Annotated in this window: 14 protein-coding genes and 1 pseudogene; 7 read left to right on the top strand and 8 right to left on the bottom strand. The window is 36.9% G+C overall.

Translation table 11 applies throughout. From position 1 onward, the window contains the following. Positions 1-3: 3 nt before the first annotated feature. The 4 genes from spoT to pmbA all read right to left on the bottom strand — a co-directional run bounded on the left by spoT (position 4) and on the right by pmbA (position 5,681). A complete protein-coding gene (gene spoT / locus A9G23_RS09910; protein WP_065587450.1) occupies positions 4-2,112 on the bottom strand; it encodes a bifunctional GTP diphosphokinase/guanosine-3',5'-bis pyrophosphate 3'-pyrophosphohydrolase in 2,109 nt (702 codons plus the stop codon). An 18-nt stretch (positions 2,113-2,130) separates the two neighbouring features. Next, positions 2,131-2,421: a DNA-directed RNA polymerase subunit omega gene (gene rpoZ, locus A9G23_RS09905; RefSeq protein WP_065587449.1), complete on the bottom strand. Its 291-nt coding sequence runs from the start codon at positions 2,419-2,421 to the stop codon at positions 2,131-2,133. 165 nt (positions 2,422-2,586) lie between these two features. Continuing rightward, positions 2,587-4,320, bottom strand: a complete 1,734-nt coding sequence (locus A9G23_RS09900) for a SulP family inorganic anion transporter (RefSeq protein ID WP_218058795.1) — start codon at positions 4,318-4,320, stop codon at positions 2,587-2,589. Positions 4,321-4,328: 8 nt separating this feature from the next. Continuing rightward, positions 4,329-5,681 carry a metalloprotease PmbA gene (gene pmbA / locus A9G23_RS09895; RefSeq protein ID WP_065587448.1) on the bottom strand — a complete coding sequence of 451 codons (1,353 nt, stop codon included), beginning with the start codon at positions 5,679-5,681 and terminating at the stop codon, positions 4,329-4,331. Between the two features lie 77 nt (positions 5,682-5,758). Between pmbA and yjgA the strand changes: the two genes are divergently transcribed. The 3 genes from yjgA to cspE all read left to right on the top strand — a co-directional run bounded on the left by yjgA (position 5,759) and on the right by cspE (position 7,489). Next, positions 5,759-6,295 (top strand): ribosome biogenesis factor YjgA, encoded by a 537-nt coding sequence (yjgA, locus tag A9G23_RS09890; protein WP_065587447.1) that lies wholly within the window; start codon positions 5,759-5,761, stop codon positions 6,293-6,295. A 63-nt stretch (positions 6,296-6,358) separates the two neighbouring features. Then, entirely contained in the window at positions 6,359-6,889 is a 531-nt protein-coding gene (gene ppa, locus A9G23_RS09885; RefSeq protein ID WP_065561528.1) for an inorganic diphosphatase, read from the top strand. 390 nt (positions 6,890-7,279) lie between these two features. Beyond that, on the top strand, positions 7,280-7,489 hold the full coding sequence (gene cspE, locus A9G23_RS09880) for a transcription antiterminator/RNA stability regulator CspE (protein ID WP_025315032.1): 210 nt from the start codon (positions 7,280-7,282) through the stop codon (positions 7,487-7,489). 131 nt (positions 7,490-7,620) lie between these two features. On the opposite strand, the gene gapA is transcribed toward cspE, so the two are convergent. After that, positions 7,621-8,616: a glyceraldehyde-3-phosphate dehydrogenase gene (gene gapA, locus A9G23_RS09875; RefSeq protein ID WP_065587446.1), complete on the bottom strand. Its 996-nt coding sequence runs from the start codon at positions 8,614-8,616 to the stop codon at positions 7,621-7,623. 930 nt (positions 8,617-9,546) lie between these two features. On the opposite strand from gapA, the gene mutS reads away from it, so the two are divergent. Next, positions 9,547-12,105 carry a DNA mismatch repair protein MutS gene (gene mutS / locus A9G23_RS09870; RefSeq protein WP_065587445.1) on the top strand — a complete coding sequence of 853 codons (2,559 nt, stop codon included), beginning with the start codon at positions 9,547-9,549 and terminating at the stop codon, positions 12,103-12,105. Between the two features lie 153 nt (positions 12,106-12,258). On the opposite strand, the gene dld is transcribed toward mutS, so the two are convergent. Then, positions 12,259-13,956 (bottom strand): D-lactate dehydrogenase, encoded by a 1,698-nt coding sequence (gene dld, locus A9G23_RS09865; protein WP_065587444.1) that lies wholly within the window; start codon positions 13,954-13,956, stop codon positions 12,259-12,261. A gap of 293 nt (positions 13,957-14,249) precedes the next feature. Next, complete coding sequence (gene rlmF / locus A9G23_RS09860) at positions 14,250-15,203, bottom strand: 23S rRNA (adenine(1618)-N(6))-methyltransferase RlmF (RefSeq protein ID WP_218059510.1); 954 nt, start codon at positions 15,201-15,203, stop codon at positions 14,250-14,252. Between the two features lie 360 nt (positions 15,204-15,563). On the opposite strand from rlmF, the gene A9G23_RS09855 reads away from it, so the two are divergent. The 3 genes and pseudogenes from A9G23_RS09855 to mscM form a co-directional block, all read left to right on the top strand. Next, entirely contained in the window at positions 15,564-16,976 is a 1,413-nt protein-coding gene (locus tag A9G23_RS09855) for a sodium:proton antiporter (protein ID WP_065587443.1), read from the top strand. A 342-nt stretch (positions 16,977-17,318) separates the two neighbouring features. Next, positions 17,319-18,167 (top strand): archaetidylserine decarboxylase, encoded by an 849-nt coding sequence (gene asd / locus A9G23_RS09850; protein WP_065587442.1) that lies wholly within the window; start codon positions 17,319-17,321, stop codon positions 18,165-18,167. Positions 18,168-18,243: 76 nt separating this feature from the next. Then, positions 18,244-20,790 (top strand): annotated as a pseudogene (gene mscM / locus A9G23_RS09845) (miniconductance mechanosensitive channel MscM); the annotation flags it as partial. On the opposite strand, the gene A9G23_RS09840 reads toward mscM, so the two are convergent. Further along, the gene (locus A9G23_RS09840; protein ID WP_065587440.1) at positions 20,787-21,317 is read right to left on the bottom strand and encodes a DedA family protein; all 531 of its coding nucleotides are present in this window, start codon (positions 21,315-21,317) and stop codon (positions 20,787-20,789) included. The pseudogene mscM and the gene A9G23_RS09840 overlap by 4 nt on opposite strands. Positions 21,318-21,462 lie beyond the last annotated feature (145 nt).

The raw sequence follows: 21,462 nt of genomic DNA, 5'->3' as shown, positions 1-21,462 counted from the left end.
TGCCTAATTTATATTTCGTGTAACATTCACTACATCTGGTTGTAATGACATTTTACGAATCAATTCATTAAGTTGCTGAGTATTTTTTACTTCTATCTGCAAAATAACCGTATAAATTTGTCTATCTTTTTCTTCGGTATTTAACCATTGTAGTCGGGTATCGTCATCATTAATAATTGAAAGTATATTCGCCAAAGAACCTTGAGTATTTAAAATATCAATCCAAATTTCGGCTACAAAGCGTTGAGAAATATCTGGCGCCCATTTGAGTGAGATATATTTTTCTGGATTATTTTGATAGCCTGTAACATTTCGGCAAGATTCATGATGCACTGTTAGCCCTTTTTCAGGACTGACATGCCCAATAATGGGATCATTGGGAATAGGATGACAACACTTAGAAAACGTAACCAAGACACCTTCACTTCCAGTGATAACAAGGGTTTTATTTGGCTCTGATTTATTTTGTAACAGCGCTTTATGTTCTAAACCTTTGGCAATAAAATGACTCATAATATTGCCTAACCCAATTTCAGCTAAGACATCATCAAAACAGGACAATTTAGCTAATTCAACCACTCGTTCTTTTTGACTTAATGACAAAGCATTAATACCGCCAGATTTAACTAACGAAAGATTGAGTAAACGTCGACCTAATTCAATTGCATCTTCACGTTTAAGCGTTTTAAGCGCCTGACGAATACGCGACTTTGCTTTGGCACTAACCACAAAATTTAACCAATTCGCGTTAGGTCGACCTTCTGGTGAAGTAATAATTTCAACAGTTTGCCCACTCTTTAATGGTTGTGATAAAGGGTAAGGTTTACGATCAACAATTGCACCAATACATTGATAACCAATATCAGAATGAACTGCATAAGCAAGATCAACTGATGTCGCTCCTTTAGGTAACTGTACAATACGCCCTTTAGGAGTAAAAACATAAATTTCTTTTGGAAACAATTCCGATTTTACGTTTTCAATAAATTCGAAAGAATTACCTACACTTTGTTGCAGTTCTAACAGGCTTTGCATCCAGCGCTGCGCTTTGATTTGTGTGGTCGTATTGTTTAATTCATCCGTTTCATTATATACCCAATGCGCAGCAACCCCCATTTCGGCCATTTGATCCATATCTTCGGTACGGATTTGTACTTCAACCGGAGTGCCGTGTGGTCCAATTAACGATGAATGTAACGATTGATATCCATTTGCTTTAGGAATCGCTATATAATCTTTAAAACGATTAAGACGTGGTTTATACAAATTATGTATTAGTCCAAGCGCGCGATAGCAAGCATCGACATCTTTAACCACAATTCTAAATGTGTAAATATCCATGATAGAATGAAAGTGCTGCTCACGTAGCTGCATCTTTTGATAAATGACATAGATATTTTTTTCAATACCAGTAACTTCTGCGTCAATATGGGCTTCTAATAATCGACCACGTATTTCAAACAAAATTTGTTGAATAAGTTCTTTTCGTGTATTTCTTGCCGTTTTAACTACTTTTTCAAGCACTTTAGCACGATTGGGATGCATTGCAGTAAAGCTCAAAATTTCGAGTTCAGTTTTAATATGATTAATCCCTAAACGATGCGCTAAAGGCGCATAAATTTCGAGAGTTTCTTTGGCAATACGACGACGTTTATCAGGTCTTAAAGCACCTAATGTGCGCATATTATGGGTGCGATCTGCAAGTTTAATTAAAATAACACGCACATCTTCGGTCATGGCAAGCACCATTTTCCGAAAATTTTCAGCTTGTGCCTCTTGTCTGTTACGGAATTTTAACTTATCAAGTTTAGAGACACCTTCAACTAAAATGGCAACATGTTTACCAAATTTATTCGTAATATCCTGAAAGGTGACAGAAGTATCTTCAATAGTATCATGTAAAAGTGCGGCAATGATTGTTTCATAATCAAGCCGCATATTAGCCAAATTTGTTGCGACTGCAACTGGGTGAGTGATATAAGGTTCGCCACTACATCGGAATTGCCCTTCATGTGCATTTTTAGCAAAAAGATAAGCATCTTGTATCGATTCAACTTGTTTAGGTGGAAGATAAAATGCTACAACCTCTTTTAAGCTATCAAAATATTGCATAAGCAATTCCTGTAAAGCTTATTCGTACGAAGGCGTGTTTTCGAGGAGAATCGATTCATGAAGCGTTGCACGCGCTTCTGCCTCTACGTCTTGACGCGTTTGAAAGTCAGCGATATCAAGAATTTGCTTATTGACAAGACCATCTTCAATTTCACGTAATGCAATAACGGTTTCCTTGTCGTTTTCTTCCGGAACAAGTGGTGATTTATTTTCAACTTGTAGTTGACGAGCGCGTCTTGCTGCTACAATAACGAGATCAAAGCGATTACCAATTTTTTCTACTGCATCTTGAACAGTTACACGTGCCATTTTTACCCCTAATATTGTTTACTAAAATGCTTCATTTGAAAGATCCAATATTGTACTTAAATTTGTAGGCAATTGTCTATATTAATATTGCTTTACCTATCGAAATCAAGGGCTCTGAGATAAATAAAAAAACAATCCTTCCGATTTTATTAATGGTCACGATAACTAAATAGATTCATCATCAACTTTACTATTTATTTGTTCCTTACTTTGGACTAATTTAACCGCAAAATAGAGATCATAAGCAAAATCAATATAATTATCATCAAGCTTAATATTCATTTGTTTAAACCAGTTTTTAAGAGTTTTGCGTCGGCCAGATAAGATTAAAATGACGTTTCTTACTTTTAAAGAGTTTACTAATTCATTAATGCCCGACAACACACTCACATCTTTATAAGTAAAGCAAGGAATCGCATCAACAATCACATAATTTATAGACTCATCTGCTTCGTCAATATAACTAATAATTCTTCGTCTAAAATAAGCAATATTGAAATAAGTTAACGGAGAATTAAATCGATAAATCATCGTGTTATTGACTGGTCGTACATCCTGACCTATTGAATGAATGCGACCACTTTCATCAATACCTAGTAATTGATCTTTTGGCCTAAATACGCGGCGTAAAAATAAAAATAGACCTAGCAGTACCGCCAGTGCCATACCTGGAATAATACCAATTACAAGCACTGAAACGAGCGTTGTCAAACTTAAATAAAATGCGTCTCGGTCAAATTTAAAAAAACGGATAATTGTTTGAAAATTGATTAACGACATTGAAGAGTAAATTAAAATCACTCCTAACACGCAAGTTGGAATAAATTGTAAAGGTGAAAGAAAAAACAATACCACTATACCAATTAACATTGCTGCAATAATCGAAACGAGCTGAGTTTTTCCTCCATTGGCATCATTCACAGCGGTTCTGGATGATGTGCCACTAACAACAAAACCTTGGGATAATCCTGCTACAATATTGGCGATACCCAATGCTTTAAACTCAATATCAGCATTGGTTTCGTAGTTATTTTTCGAGGCAAAACTGCGCACCGTTATCATCATACTCACAAAACAGATAATGGCAATATTAAGTGAAGGGACAACTAAATCACGCATTAAACCTTTATCGAAATCAAGCCATGATTCGACAGGTATAAAATCACCGTTCACATTACCAATGATACGAATATTAAAATGATCAAAATTAAACAGCCATGAAAAAAAAGTCATCACAATGACGGCTAACAGCGGCGCTGGATATTGAGGCTTTAAACGCTTTGAAACAATTAAAATTAATAATGTAAAAAATGAAACCAGTGCAGTACCTAGATGAATTTGTAATATTTTAAAAGGAAAATACACAATACGCTCAATCAAATAAGAATAATCATAACTAAAGCCCAATGTTTTGGCTAACTGATCAACCATAATGGTGATTGAAATACCATTCAATAAACCAATTAAAATGGGCTGGCTAAGTAAGTCAGCTAGTGCGCCAAGATGCAGCTTTCCAGCGATGATACACCAGATACCAATCATTATGGTTAATATAACAACTAACTGCCAACGCAAGATTGGATCATTTGCCGCTAACGGCAATACAACGGCAGCAACCACTGCACAAGTGGCCGTATCAGGTCCGACAATCAGCTGTTTAGAAGAACCAAAAAGCGCATATACAATTAAAGGCAAAATGGTCGAATACAGTCCAGCTATAGCACCAACGCCAGTCAATTCAGCATAAGCAATTGACACTGGTAATGAAACAGCAGCAACCGATAAACCTGCCTTAATGTCAAAATTAAGATATTCACGTCTATACTGTAATAGACTGCCTAATCCTGGCATCCATGAATCTATTTTTTGAAAAAAAGCACTGTGAAAAAACCTGCCCATACTGTTCCTTATTTTCCAGCTATGCTCATATTATCAATCAAAATCGAACCACATTGAATATTCGTTCTTGTTTCGATATCATTACCAATTGCTACAATGTTTTTATATATATCTTTAAGATTACCAGCAATGGTAATTTCGCTAACTGGATATTGAATTTGTCCATTTTCAACCCAAAAACCTGTGGCTCCGCGTGAATAATCTCCTGTCACACTATTAACACCTTGCCCCATTAACGAAGTCACAACAACACCTTTATCCAATTTTTTAAGCAAATCATCAAAACCCGCATTAGTTTGGCTTGGTGATACAAACCAATTATGAATTCCCCCTGCATGACCAGTCGAGGTTAATCCCAATTTACGAGCAGAATAATTGCCTAACAAATAAGTTTGCAACACGCCTTGTTCAACAATATTGCGCTTAACCGTTTTTGTGCCCTCACTATCAAAAGGCGATGATCCAACACCTTTTAAAATATGCGGATCTTCATAAATTGTCAGCCATTTAGGAAAAATAGTTTGTCCAACACTATCTAAAAGAAATGACGATTTACGATAAATTGCACCACCACTTATGGCACCAATCAAATGCCTAATGAGTCCAACAGCAACTTCAGCACAAAATAACACTGGAACTTGCATGGTTGCGATTTGCTTAGCGCCTAAATGTGAAATCGCTCTATCAGCCGCTTGCATGCCAACCCAATTTGCTGATTTTAATTCACTAAAATCGCGTGATGAAGTATAGGCATAATTACTTTCCATCTGCCCTGCTTGTTCAGCAATGACTGAACATGAAAGTGAATGTGAACTTGCACAATAACCTTGTAACATCCCCAAACTATTACCATAAACATAAACACCATAGCGACTACTAAAATAGCCGCCATCAGTATTAATTAATTTAGAATGATTGAGCGCAGTTAGCTCGGCTTGTTTGGCCTGTTCAATGGCATTATCAACATTTAAATCACTTGGATAAAACAAATCTAAATCGGGTGGATTAAACGCCATTTGGCTTACATCGCCCAAACCAGAACAAGGATCGGGCGAGGTATATTGCATAATATTAATGGCCATATCCACCGTTTGCAAAATGGCTTGAGAGGACAAGTCATTGGTTGACGCACTGCCTTTACGTTGATCTTGATAAACAGTAATGGATAATGCCCCATCACTATTAAATTCCACATTTTCGGTTTCTCCCATCCGCGTACTTACACTAATACCAGTTGATTGATTAATTGACACCTCAACTGCATCAACACGAGGTTTTGCTTGTTTAATGGCATTAGCAACAATCGCCGATAAATTCTCTTTTTGATGTAAGGCTTCTTTTTTAATCTGTTCAATACTCATTTTATTATTTTCTACAATTCTGCTAGTGATACGTTATAATAAGCCAGAATTGAATATTAGTTAACAAAAGAAATAATATGAATCATAATCAAGAGAAAAACTTAGAACCCAACTTCGCTATTGACACAGAAGATGACGAAATCATCTACGTTAGTAAAAGTGAAATCAAACGCGATGCCGAAGCCCTAAAAAAATTAGGTATCGAGCTTGTCAATTTAAGCAAAAACGAACTGGAAAAAATCCCTCTTGATGAGGATCTTATTTATGCCATTGAACTTGCGCAGAAGATAAAAAAAGAAGGGTATCGTAGACAAATTCAATATATTGGCAAGCTTCTACGTAGCCGAGATATTGAACCTATTAGCCAAGCGCTTGATAAGCTCAAAAATCGCCACAATCAGCAAATTGCTTTATTTCACAAACTTGAAAAGCTACGCGATGACCTGATTGCAACTAGCGATGCTGAAACCATTATGGACTTATACCCAACAGCCGATCGCCAGCAACTGCGCACTTTAGCTCGTTTAGCTAAAAAAGAGCAAGAAGCAAATAAACCCGTCAAATCGGCAAAGCAAATTTTTCAATATTTAAAAGAATTGAGCGATACAAAATAATCTTTATAATGTGCGCTTATTGTTATTAACAAACACATATAAACTTAGATAGAGGATACAAAAATGGGACTTTTAAATGTACCAGCAGGTAAAGAATTACCAGATGATATTTACGTTGTGATTGAAATTCCAGCTAATGCTGATCCAATAAAATATGAAGTCGATAAAGATACCGGTGCTGTATTTGTTGACCGTTTTATGGCAACAGCAATGTTTTATCCATGTAACTATGGTTATATTAATCACACATTATCATTAGATGGTGATCCAGTTGATGTATTAGTCCCAACGCCATACCCACTACAACCGGGCTCTGTTATTCGTTGTCGCCCAGTCGGGGTATTAAAAATGACTGACGAAGCAGGTCAAGATGCAAAACTGGTTGCAGTACCTCACAGCAAACTATCAAAAGAATATGATCATATTAAAGACGTCGATGATTTACCTGAATTACTCAAATCGCAAATCAAACACTTTTTTGAACAATACAAAGCATTAGAAAAAGGTAAATGGGTTAAAGTTGACGGTTGGGACAATGCTGAAGCTGCTCGTAAAGAAATTATTGAATCATTTGAACGAGCAAAAAACAAATAAAATTTAACGCCCGAAAAATAACCACTCAAAAAGCCATAAATATTATTTTATGGCTTTTTTTATTTTTTAAATTTATTAACTTTTCAAATTAGCTAAAGTTGTAACTACACAAATTTTGCTTTTTATCAATTAATATGTAATTTTCTAAAAAATTTGAGAAAAAACTTTACCATAGCTTAAAAAATTTGTGATTAACATCTTGCTTTTGATTATAATTTATGCGGTAATAGCACTGGGTAAACAACAAAGTACAAAATTATGAAAACGACTAACTTTAATAATGTAGATTTGAACGCATTATCATGGTTTTAAAGTTACATAATTAATGTAATGTTAAAGCCCACGCGAGCCAAAAAGGCTAATTATTAATTATTGTTAGGATGTTAGTAAATGAATAAGAAAACAGGTCAAGTAAAATGGTTTAATGAAAGTAAAGGTTTTGGTTTTATTACCCCTGCGGATGGAAGTAAAGATGTATTTGTTCATTTTTCTGCTATTTCAGGTGACGGTTTTAAAACCTTAGCTGAAGGACAACAAGTTGAATTTGCTATCCAAGATAGCCCACGTGGGCCGGCAGCAGCTGAAGTTGTTGTTATTTAATAAATTTAATTATAAAAACGCTCATTTGTAAAAATGGGCGTTTTTTTAGGGTCACATAATTTAATTTTATAAAGCCATAAAAAAAGCGACCCAAGGCCGCTCTTTTAAATCAACTAACTAAAATTTAGTTATTATTTAGCAACTACAGCAATTAAATCTAACACTTTGTTAGAATAGCCAGCTTCATTATCATACCAAGAAACAAGTTTAACGAAGTTATCACTTAATTGGATACCTGCTTTAGCATCAAATACAGATGTACAAACTTCACCTAAGAAATCGGTAGAAACAACGTCATCTTCAGTATAACCGAGAACGCCTTTCATTGGACCTTCAGCAGCTGCTTTGATTGCTTTACAGATATCTTCGTATTTAGCAGGTTTTGCTAAACGGGCTGTTAAATCAACAACAGAAACGTCTGGAGTAGGAACACGGAAAGCCATACCAGTTAATTTACCATTTAACTCAGGAATCACTTTACCTACCGCCTTAGCAGCACCCGTTGATGAAGGGATGATATTTTGAGCAGCACCACGACCACCACGCCAATCTTTATGAGATGGACCATCGACTGTTTTTTGAGTTGCAGTTGTTGCGTGAACCGTTGTCATTAATGCTTCAACGATACCGAAGTTATCATTGATTACTTTAGCTAAAGGCGCTAAACAGTTAGTGGTACATGAAGCATTAGAAACGATATCTTGTCCCGCATAATCTTTATCGTTAACACCCATTACAAACATTGGTGTGCTATCTTTAGAAGGACCAGTTAAAACCACTTTTTTAGCACCCGCTTGGATGTGTTTACGAGCTGTTTCGTCAGTTAAGAATAAACCTGTTGCTTCAGCAACAACATCAACACCCACTTCATTCCATTTTAAGTTTGCAGGATCGCGCTCAGCTGTAACGCGGATTGTTTTACCATTGACAACTAATTTACCGTCTTTAACTTCAACTGTACCATCAAAACGACCATGAGTTGAATCATATTTAAGCATATAAGCCATATATTCAACATCTAATAAATCGTTGATAGCAACAATTTCAATATCTGAACGTTTTTGAGCAGCACGGAAAACAATACGACCAATACGGCCAAATCCATTAATACCTACTTTGATAGTCATAACAATTACCTTCTTTTTAGTGTTTTTAATGTTAAAAATCTTTCCTGTAAACTATCAAATTTTAAAGACTTATTCAAGAAGATTCCTAATAATTAAACACGAATTGATTAAATAGATGAGCCTAAGCGCAGATTAAATAAATTATTGCAAATAAAATCATTGTGTTATTTAACATAACCGCCATCATGATAAGCCTCACTACTATAGTCAAACATCATTCCAAAAAGTTTATATGTGTTATAGATTCAACCGAATAAAAAGTGAGCTAAAACATTTTGCTTTAAACATCCCTGAAAACTACCTTAAAACTAATAACCTCGCTCGGTTGCACGGCCTAAACACGTTAATAATTGTTGATGTTATAATAGGTTAAGATATCTTTTAGCCTTTCGGGTTGTTACCGTTAATTGAACGGATAAATCAGTGATAACTGCAATTGGACTGTCTTTTAAAATAGACAAATATTTTGTGCGGTTATAACGCATCGTTTGTGATTTATTTAAAACAAAGCATCGCCTCGCAAAACCTTCCTGTTTGGCGTGTTAACCTCTCTCAGTTGTTGGCACTTTCTGATGCCGGAATAGTTACTGTATTGACTTTTGGGTGTTGTGAAAATTGGGCTGTTTTTATATAAAAACAGCTTAGATATAATATTAATTATATTTAATTTTTTTCTTGTTTTTTCGATTTCAATTTACATCATCACATACCCTTTTATGTTTTGCGATTTTTAAATTCATTTATTGACACACTTTTCCTTTTAGGGATCATATATAATGATACAATCTTAAAACGCTAAAGCTTTTTTATTAAAATTTATTACAATTTTTATTACCGTTATAAGTACACTTAAATAACAAAATAAGTGATTATTTGACACAAACTAATAAGTAAATAGATTGATTTTTAAAAACGAAAAGAAATAATGCCATGATGAATGAAGACAATTTAACCGACCACACACCAATGATGCGGCAGTATTTAAGATTAAAAGCCGAAAATCCCGATATTTTGCTTTTTTATCGCATGGGTGATTTTTATGAGATGTTTTATGATGATGCCAAGCGTGCCTCGCAGCTTTTAGATATTTCGCTCACAAAGCGTGGCTCGTCAAATGGTGTACCGATTCCTATGGCGGGGGTGCCTTATCATGCGGTTGAAAGTTATTTAGCCAAGTTAATCTCACTAGGTGAATCGGTGGCTATTTGTGAACAAATAGGCGATCCAGCAACAACCAAAGGGCCTGTTGAACGTAAAGTGGTTCGTATTGTTACTCCTGGCACAGTCAGTGATGAATTATTACTAGAAGATCGCAAAGATAATTTACTTGCTTCAATCTGGCAAAATAAAAACCATTATGGCTATGCCACACTCGACATTAGTTCTGGTCGCTTTTATGTTTTTGAATGTGACAACTTTGAGGCGATGCAAGCTGAACTGCAACGTACTAGCCCTGTTGAATTGCTATATCCAGAAGAATTTCAATCCATGCCATTAATTGAAAATCGCCATGGTCTGCGCCGTCGTCCACAATGGGACTTTGATCTTGAAACGGCAAAACAACAGCTTAATTTGCAATTTGGCACCAATGATTTAGTTGGATTTGGTGTAGAAGCATGCAATTATGCACTTTGTGCTGCGGGTTGCTTATTGCAATATGTTAAAGATACGCAGCGCACTGCTCTGCCTCATATACGTTCCATTATCAAGCAATCGACCAATGACTTTGTTGTGCTAGATGCCGCAACCCGTCGCAATCTAGAAATTACCGAAAACCTAACAGGTGGAACACAAAATACGGTTGCAGACATACTCGATAAAACCCAAACGCCAATGGGCAGCCGTATGCTTAAACGTTGGTTACACTCACCAATCCGTAATTTAACAATATTACAAAATCGGCAACAAGCGATTAGTGAATTACAAAATTATATTGATGATGTTAATCCGCTACTAAAACAAATTGGTGATTTAGAGCGTATTTTAGCAAGGCTAGCACTGCGTACCGCTCGGCCTCGTGATTTTGCTCGTTTGCGTGATGCTTATAATCTGCTACCGCAATTACAAAAACTATTGAGTTGCTTAACTTCACCCGCATTAATTGGCTTGCGTGCCAAGATAAATCAATTTGAAAGTATCGCCGATCTATTAACGCGCGCCATTGTTGAAGCGCCACCCGTGATTATTCGTGATGGTGGCGTGATTGCCAGCGGGTATAATGCAGAACTTGACGAATTGCGTAGTTTAGCTGATGGGGCAACCAACTACTTAGAACAGCTTGAAATCCGAGAGCGTGAAACTCTTGGCATTGATACGTTAAAAGTTGGATTTAATGCAGTGCACGGTTACTATATTCAAATCAGTCGAGGGCAAAGCCATTTAGCGCCAATTCATTATACTCGCCGTCAAACGCTGAAAAATGTTGAACGATATATCATCCCTGAACTTAAAGAGTACGAAGATAAAGTGCTCACCGCTAAAGGACGAGCCTTAGCACTTGAAAAGCAACTTTACGAACAGCTATTTGATCTATTAATGCCAGATCTAGCCGATATGCAAATCAGCGCTGAGGCCATTGCCGAACTTGATGTGCTTACCAATTTAGCAGAACGGGCATTAACGCTTAACTACCAAAAACCGACACTATCGACCAATGCTGGTATAGAAATTAAAGATGGGCGACATGTGGTGATTGAGCAAGTTTTACAAACACCATTTATTGCAAACTCGTTATTATTATTGCCAAATAGGCGAATGCTAATTATTACTGGTCCCAATATGGGGGGAAAAAGTACCTATATGCGCCAAGCAGCCTTAATTGTTCTACTGGCTTATATTGGTAGTTTTGTCCCTGCATCTAAAGCAATCATTGGACCTGTTGATCGAATTTTTACCCGAATTGGTGCCTCTGATGATTTGGCATCAGGTCGCTCTACCTTTATGGTCGAAATGACCGAAACGGCTAACATTATGCACAATGCTACAGAACAAAGCCTTGTTTTAATGGACGAAATCGGCCGAGGTACCTCAACGTATGATGGGCTATCTTTAGCTTGGGCCTGTGCTGAGAATTTAGCCAATCAAATCAAATCAATGACACTTTTTGCAACTCATTATTTTGAATTAACCCAGTTACCAGAACATATGCAAGGCGTTTATAACGTCCACTTCGATGCGATTGAACACGATAACAACGTTGCTTTTATTCATGAAGTTTCTGAAGGCGCTGCGAGTAAAAGTTTTGGGATTGCTGTGGCAGGGCTTGCAGGTGTGCCTAAGGCAGTATTAAAACGGGCTAAACAAAAATTGAAAGAGCTTGAAATTATCTCAAAACAATCTGCTAACAGTGGTGTTGATAAATCGCAACTTTCTTTAATTGACAAACCTGAACCGTCAGAAGTGGAAGAAGCGTTAAAAGAGATTGACCCCGATGCTTTAACACCAAAACAAGCATTAGAGATGTTATATCAATTAAAAAAATTGCTATGATCTGAAATAACGCGATAGCTGTTGTATCGCGTTATTATCCATCTAAAAAAGATTTACAGAAGTTATTCAATAAAACACCATCAGATAGTATTTTTTGGCGGTTAAATTTCAATACTTGACGGTGTCTACAATTTAACGCAACTCAACCATGCATTAAGCCCAATTTTTCTTTTTGGACGTTTTACCTATACCGGGGTTCAGACTGTTTGTGGGATCAAGCTCTTGATAGAATTTTTTTAGATCGGCATTAGCGTGATACAAGTGCCCCACATTATGCTCTGCTGGATATTGCGCACCACGCTGATCGAGTAATGCTAAAATCTCTTCCTTGACTTTATCACAATCTACACCTTTTTTAGCAATGTAGTCTTGATGAAACACATAACAGAAAAAATGCCCATAATACATTTTATAAATAAAGTTTTGATCGATGTTTTCTGGCAGTGTTTCAAACCAATCGGTATCATTACGTCGTAACGCAATATCTAACGCAACAATATTTTCTACTGTTTTGCTATGCACGTTGCGATAAGCTGTTGCTGCGCCAGCGGCTGCAAAACGGTGTAACATTGCTGCTTCGGCTTCTTTTTCATTACACAAAAAATAATTGCCATTTTTATTTTGAAAATAACCTTTTAAAAAAGTTTCGGCTTCAGCAATCCCATCATCCGCCATTTTTAAAATAAGATGATGTTTATAACGATCACGATAATCACGTAATGACTTGGGTAAATGATTGGGTAAAAATTTGCAAGCAAAAATAGAAAACCGATCCGAAAAATTTTTAGGGAAGAATGGGATTTTCGCCGTAACACGATCAACCAAATTTTTAAAAACAAACATGCGAGGCATCCTATCCGTACCTAAATTTTTAATGGCTAAAAAGGTCGGTTTTCCATATATAGCGGCAATATCAAAAGCCACACGGTGCATATATTCGCCCGACACAGGCAATGTTTTAAATTGACTTAAAATGTGACGACGAATACCATTTAATTCTTCAATATCATTGGTGCCAATATAAAATACGGCTGATTTTTTCTCTAACGGGAATGTATCAAGGCGCACAGCAAACACCATCAATCGCCCCGCACTACCTGATGCTTCATAATGACGGGCGGGATCTGCATTAAAGCGAGCGGGTGTATCAGCATCAATTTTACGAACATGCTCACAATAATGATGATCATGACCTAAGCCTGCATCACGTTTAATCTCTTTATCGGTATAAGTATGATTTTGTAGGTTCTGTAAAATCGTTTCAGGATCATCCCCGAGTTCAATCCCTAAATGATTCACTAAGCGCAACTGCCCTTGCTGGTCTAATTGCGCAAACACCGCCATTTGGGTATACGCAGGACCACGTTGAATCAGTGCGCCACCCGAATTATTACACACACCACCCATTACTGAAGCACCAATGCAAGATGAGCCAATGACCGAGTGCGGTCCACGATGATATTTTTTTAATTCCTTTTCTAAACGAAAGAGCGTGCTACCTGGCAAGCAAACAACTTGCTCACCATTTTCTATCACTTTAATCCCATCTAATCGACGGGTACTGACAATAACAATAGGCCGATCATAATCATTACCATCGGGGGTAGAGCCACCGGTTAACCCCGTATTGGCTGATTGAGTAATAACAATAACATTCGCTTCCACACACGCTTTTAATACTTGCCATTGTTCAACTAACGTCCCAGGCAGCACAACGGCTAACGCATCACCTTCGCCAAAGCGAATACCTTGGCGGTAAGGTAACGTGCGCGCAGGATCGGTTAAAGTGTGTTTAGCACCAACAATTTTTTGTAACTTATTAATAAATACAGCTGACTCGTGGCTATTCATAGAGATTTTCCTTTGCAATGTTAAATGGCGTTGGTGATTTTGTAATCAATACATCTTAATTGAATCACCTACAATTTACTATGCAATTTTTAGTCAACAACAAGACAGCTAGCTTTATAATTTATTATTATAAACAACAAGATATAAAAAATAGTTGTTTATTTATGAATAAAAACAACGAAGATAGGTTTATACTATCAATCATTAAGGTCACATAATCTTCAATGACAAGCCCTTGCGTTCTTTATAAGATACAAAAAACAACAAAATAAAAAACAAATAAAATCAATTTACTAACTGAATTTTTTTATCCGTACCTGTCTATCCTCTTGACTAAAAAAAGTCCACGCCACAAATCGGCTTACTTTTTGCCCTTGCGCCATGGGCACAATTTTACTATCAGCCACTCTAACCGCTGTTAGCTGTTTTTTTATCAATTCTAATGACGATTTTTTAGAGACTAGCGAAGTAAACCACAAACATTGCTTTTTAAAGGCGACGCTTTCATTAATCATATTAGTAATAAAAGCACTTTCACCACCTTGGCACCACAGTTCGGCATGTTGCCCACCAAAGTTAAGAACAGCTTTTTGGTTTGGATTGGTTAACTTGCCCAAATTGGTTAGTTTTTTTTGGGTGCTTGCTAACGCATCTTGTGCCGAAGCATGAAAAGGCGGATTGCACAGTGTTAGCATGTAAAATTCGTTACGTTTAATAATATGCTTAAAAATCGCTGTACTGTCTTTTTGCAATCGGCACTGCACTGCCCCATTCAAGATACGATTAGCTTGGCAAATTAACGACGCCACTTTAATGGCGGTAGGATTAATATCGCTACCCACAAAAGTCCAGCCATATTCAGCTCGCCCAAGAATTGGATAAATGACATTAGCACCAACACCGATATCTAAAACGCGAATTTGCTTACCTATCGGAATGTTATTTTGGTTGTCTTGTGCCAATAAATCGGCTAAATAGTGAATATAATCCGCTCGCCCAGGAATGGGTGGGCATAAATAACCATCTGGAATATCCCAATAATTCATCTGATAATGATAATATAACAATGCTTTATTTAATATCTTGACCGCCAACGGATCGGCAAAATCAATTGATAAATTACTATATTGATTCTGATTTACATATTGAGACAGCTCCGGCGCTATTTTGATAAGTTGCGCAAAATCATAACCTGTTCGGTGTTTGTTTCGGCAATGTAAGGGGGACTTTTTTAATGGCGTTTGCACGATTTTCCTATTATTCAAAATCAAATAATCGCTATTATAACGGCTTAACTGCGATATGCGAAAACCGAAGTAATAAATTAATCAAGATAATTACTTTAGGCATTTTTGTTGTACTTTTTCAACCGAAAAACGTTCAGAAAAGGCATTGATTTTATTGAAGTTTTTTTGCAAATTATTATCTGGAAAACTTCAATAAAATCAATACTTTTTCTGACAACTTTTTAGGTTATTTTTATATCATTAAACTCCGGATATAACGATGATTACCTAATCACCACATTCAAAAATCTTAACATTCGATAAATTAAAAACACTTTGTTATAATCCCCATCACTTTAAAACCAAAAAAACAAATCCACAATGAAAGCCCTTGTACCTCTTATCATCTTAATCTTCATGCCTTTTGACCTTTTTGCAGCGGGTTTTAACGGTCATGATTTATCACTCTTTTGGGGTATTCCTTTTGTGGGAATTTTGCTTTCAATTGCATTAATGCCACTATTTTTGTCGCGACTTTGGCATCATCATTATGGCAAAGTTATTATTTTTTGGACGATGCTATTTTTGCTGTTTACCTGGTATTCATTTGATTTACCAACCACCGTCAATCTTACCGTTCATGCAATAATAGCCGAATATATTCCTTTTATTTTGTTGCTGCTGGCACTGTTTACCGTCTCGGGCGGAATCTTGATTAAGAGCGATGTGCTTAGCACCCCCAAGCAGAATGTTGCTTTACTAGCAATAGGCACACTATTAGCGTCGATCATGGGCACAACAGGCGCAGCCATGTTAATGATTCGGCCGTTGATCCGAGCCAATCGTAATCGAAATTATTCTATTCACACTGTTATCTTTTTTATTTTTTTAGTAGCTAATATTGGCGGAGGATTAACCCCGCTAGGTGACCCACCATTATTTATTGGTTTTTTAAAAGGCGTTAATTTTGGATGGACTGTTAAGCATATGCTGTTGCCGGTTCTACTTAGCTCATTACTATTATTAGCAATTTATTATGTTATTGATTACCACTACTTTCGTTTGCAATATGGTAATTTATCAGAACAGAATTCCATTTCAAAATCCAAAAACGTTAAAATTTATGGAAAAAACAATATTTTCTTATTAATAGCCATTATTGCCTGTGTGCTAATGTCTGGCATTTGGCATTCATCAGTTAGTTTTACCATCTTAGGTACGCCTATTGCTTTACCCAATTTAATTCGCGATAGTTTATTTATTATCATTACCCTCATTTCAATGCTAATCACCCCTAAACAGGTACGTGCAGGTAACGAATTTAATTGGGAACCTATCATCGAAGTTGCTAAACTATTTATAGGGATCTTTATTACTATCGTTCCGGTACTGACCATGTTACGAGCAGGTAGTCATGGTGCATTAGCCCCAATCGTATCACTGGTAACCAATACGCAAGGTGAGCCAATCAACAGCATGTACTTTTGGTTATCAGGTTTACTTTCTGGCTTTTTAGATAATGCGCCAACCTATTTAGTCTTTTTTAATCTAGCTTCGGGCGATGCCTCGACCTTAATGACCGTGCTAGAAAAAACCTTACTCGCTATTTCGATGGGTTCGGTTTTTATGGGGGCGCTTAGTTATATAGGTAATGCACCTAACCTTATGGTCAAAAGCATTGCATCGCAAAATAAAATTAACATGCCCAGCTTTTTTGGCTATACGAAATGGTCGGTATGCATTTTAATTCCGGTGTTTATTATCGATAATTTAGTGTTTTTTGTGCTACTTTAACTTGGGCAGTAGTCACTCATTAAAGCTATTGTGATACCAAAAAACGCCGTCCTGTATTCACCCGAAATTAGGTAGTGTGTGGCTTAATCCAATCAAGTATAACCCAAGCTTAATTTTTTACCTTTAGTCATGTCATTTTTGTTAAATAGAATTTAAATAACTAGTAATGATTGCCGTGTTTAATTGTTTACTATCTACTTCCTTAGGCGTGAGGCATGACACAGTGTTTAAAATATTGGTGCGTGATATTACCGAATACACATTATTCATTTTAGCCGTTTTACACTTTATGTATAAATCTTGGTATAATGCCGTATTTCTACCTTTACTTGAGAGTTATGTATGTCAAATCAATTAAAAGCAATGATTCAATATCTTCTTCCTAAACAGCTATTAACCGTTATATTTGGGTGGCTGGCAAAAAAACAGTTAGGTAAAGTGACGACATGGATGATTATGGGCTTTTGTAAACTGTATAAAGTCGATTTGAGCGAAGCAAAAATTAACAATGTTCAAGAATTTAAAACCTTTAACGACTTCTTTGCTCGCGAATTAAATGAAGATGCACGCCCAATTGATGCTACGGATAGTGCAGTAGTTATGCCAGCTGATGGAGTAATTAGTCAGTTTGGAACTATTCAAGATACACTGTTATTACAGGCTAAAGGGCATTTTTATTCTTTAGAATCACTGCTTGCTTGTCATCCTGACATGCTCAAGTTTTTTAAAAATGGTTCATATGCAACCACTTATTTATCACCTAAAAATTACCACCGCTTTCATATGCCTTGCGATGGTGTTTTGCGTGAGATGATTTATGTACCTGGTTCGCTGTTTTCCGTCAATAAGGCAACAACAGAAAGCATTCCGAATATTTTTGCACGTAATGAACGTGTAATATGCCTTTTTGAAACTGAATTTGGACCAATGGCGCAAATTTTAGTGGGGGCAACCATTGTCGGTAGCATCGAAGTACCATGGGAAGGAATCATTACGCCACCGCGCGAGGGTGTCATGAAACGTTGGACATATTCAGGTGAAGTCAAATTACAAAAAGGGCAAGATATGGGTTGCTTTAAATTGGGGTCAACAGTGATTACGTTATTTGCATCAAATACAATTGAATTTGAAAGCCATCTTAAAGTGGGTGATGTTACCCGTGTCGGTCAAAAATTAGCAAGTAGGATATAACTTTATGTGGATTCGTGGTTTTTTATGCTTTGCTGCTGTGTTGTTTTCTTCACTAACCTTTGCCGAAGAAACCACGCCCATCATGAATAGTGAGAATGATCTTGCGCAAGTTGTTCATCAATTGAGTGATAAAAATGATGAGCTGCGACAAAATATGGAGTTACAAAAAGCCCATTTAACTAGCATTGTTAATGAGCAAAATAATATCACTACGCAAATTTCCCATGTGCAAAATACACTGGCAACGCTTGACGAGCAAGGTGAGTGGTTGAGCTTTTCGACCGCACTGGGCGAAACCTTGCGTCAACAATTATTGCGCTTACCCGAAAAACCTAAATCACAAGCACTTGATGCTGAAATTGCCGAAGCAAAAGCCCAACAACTTAATTATAGTAATATTTTAACTACCTTAGATACTTACCCAACCTTAACAAGCCCGCTTAATAGTGTGAAAGAGGCTACACAATATCGTCGTTTGCTTCGGGAACAGACTGAATTACTTAAAACACTTATTTCGGGAACCGATACCACCATTTTAGAGTTGACGAAATTAAAAATTGCTAATAAGCAATTAACTAATGCCATTGACGAAGTGAACGATGCTGCTCACCGGTATTTCTTTTGGGTGGCAGATGTCAATCCAATATCGTTGAGTTATCCGATCAATTTAGCGAAAGATGTGATTTATTTCATTTTTTCTATCGATACTCTTTCGCAACTTTATAATGCCAGTGCAGAAGTACTGAGTGCACCCAAACCGTTGTTTTTAATTATTTTGTCATTACTATTTGTGTTTACGCATTTTAAAATGCGCACTAAATATAATACCTTTTTAACTAAATCTGCTAGCCGCGTGGGTAAAGTGACGCAAGACAGTTATTCTTTAACGCTAAAAGTAGTTATCTTTTCATTAATTATGGCGTTACCGGTGCCAATTTTGTGGGCAGTATTTGGTTATGCATTGCAAATTAATTGGGATTATCCTGTTGCATATGCATTAGGTTATGGTGTAAATGCGGCGGCACCTATTTTGTGGGTGTTTATTATTTCAGCACATTTTGCGTCATCCAATGGGTTGTTTATTAGCCACTTTGGCTGGTCTCAACGTAACGTGCGTGCGGCAATGAAATATTATCAGCTTTCGATTTGGCTTGTGATTCCACTGGTGATGATAGTAATGAGTTTTGACGAGTATAATAATCGTCAATTTGCTGCCACAATTGGTCGCACAGCTTTTATTTTTCTGTGCTTTGCTTTAGTATTTATGACTAACGCCATCCATCGCGCTGGCGTGCCTCTTTATATTGATAAAAAAGGAACAGGCGATAATTTATTAAGTCATATTTTGTGGTTTATCTTATTAAGTGCTCCTTGGCTTGCCATTATTGCTGCTTGTTTGGGCTATTTATCAACGGCGCAAGTGTTATTAGGCCGCCTTGAAGCATCAGTTATTATTTGGTTTGCGCTATTGGTTATTTATTACATGATTCGTCGTTGGATGTGGATTCAAAAGCGTCGCATTGAATTTGAACGCACCAAGCAACGCCGTTTAGAACGTATGCAACGGGCAAAATCACAGGAAGATGATCTTAATTCACTGAACGAAAGTGTCGATGAACCGGTTATTAATTTAGATGTCATTAGTGCCCAATCTTTACATTTAGTCAGATCCATTATTATGATGATTGCGCTCATTAGCATGATTTTGCTATGGTCTGAACTGCATTCGGCTTTTGCTTTTATGAATAATATTAAGCTGTGGGGAACCAGTGCCATTGTTAATGGTACCGAAATTGAACAATACATCACTCTTGGTGCGGTATGTATTGCTATTTTAGTGATGACAATCACCGTGCAACTCGTCAAAAATCTACCTGCTTTATTGGAGTTAGGCATTTTACAGCATTTAGATTTAGCCCCAGGAACAGGTTATGCGATTTCAACCGTTTCAAAATATATTACCTTAATGATAGGGTGTATGATTGCGTTTTCGTTTATTGGTATCGACTGGTCTAAAATTCAATGGTTAATTGCTGCACTAGGTGTTGGGTTAGGTTTTGGTTTGCAAGAAATCTTTGCTAATTTTATCTCTGGTTTAATCATTTTATTTGAAAAACCAGTACGCATTGGCGATACTGTGACAATTCGCGATTTGACCGGTAATATCACCAAAATTAATACCCGCGCAATTACCATTGTTGATTGGGATCGTAAAGAAATTGTGATGCCCAATAAAGCCTTCATTACCGAACAATTGGTGAACTGGTCGTTATCAGATTCGATCACTCGGATTGTATTAACCATTCCCGCAACTATCGATGCTGATAGTGATCTGGTAATCAAACTTTTACAACAAGCCTCAGATGAATGTGAATATGTGCTTAACGATCCTGAACCTCAAGTATTCTTAGTGGATATCCAAGAAGGCATCCAGTTGTTTGAATTACGGGTTTTTGCTGCTGAAATGGGACACCGAATGGTACTTCGAAGCACCATACATAAGCTGATACTTGAAGCTTATCGTAAACATCATTTGACGCTACCATTCCCACCATTGCAAACCAATTTAGAAGCATTGGGGCGCAAAAGTGGACGTCGTAGTTATACCATCGGCACGCTTTAGCCAAAGAGTGTTTCTAGCCAAGGCACACCAAACGCACCTGGTGCAAGCAATACAAATGCCCAAACTGGCGCAGAAGCAATATTAGCTAAATTAAATTTGGTGGCTGGCATGTGCATTGCGCCAGCTATTAATGGCACAATTGCGCGTAGTGGTCCAAAAAAACGACCAATAAATACCCCAAATGTTCCATAACTTTGAAAAAATTGTTCGGCACGATAAACTAATTTCGGGTGCTTATTAAGTGGCCATGAAGCAATAACTTGTTGATGATAGTGTTTTCCTAGCCAATAAGACAGTAAATCCCCAAAAACTGCACCCATCGAAGCGGCAACGAATACCGGCACAAACGATATTGCTCCCCCACCGATTAAAGTCCCTGCTCCTAATAAAATGGCCGTTGCTGGAACCACAAGCGAGATGATTGCCAATGATTCACCAAAAGCTAATAAAAATATAATTGGCAATGCCCAAACTTGGTGTTGCTCAATAAACTGCATAATGGCCTGTGTGATTTCGTGTAATGACATAGGGTTAGCTTGTAATTATAAATTGATTATGGTGAACTATTTTACCATAATATTAATTGCTTAACGCTGAGCACGCTATCTATTGATAAAATTTTACATGGCGTTAACGTTTCTAAGGTGATTAACGTTTGAGTCTGTGCTTATA

Source organism: Gilliamella sp. App4-10 (genome assembly GCF_001690495.1).
Classification (GTDB): Bacteria; Pseudomonadota; Gammaproteobacteria; order Enterobacterales; family Orbaceae; genus Gilliamella; species Gilliamella apicola_G.
This window is presented reverse-complemented; position numbering and strand designations above follow the sequence as displayed.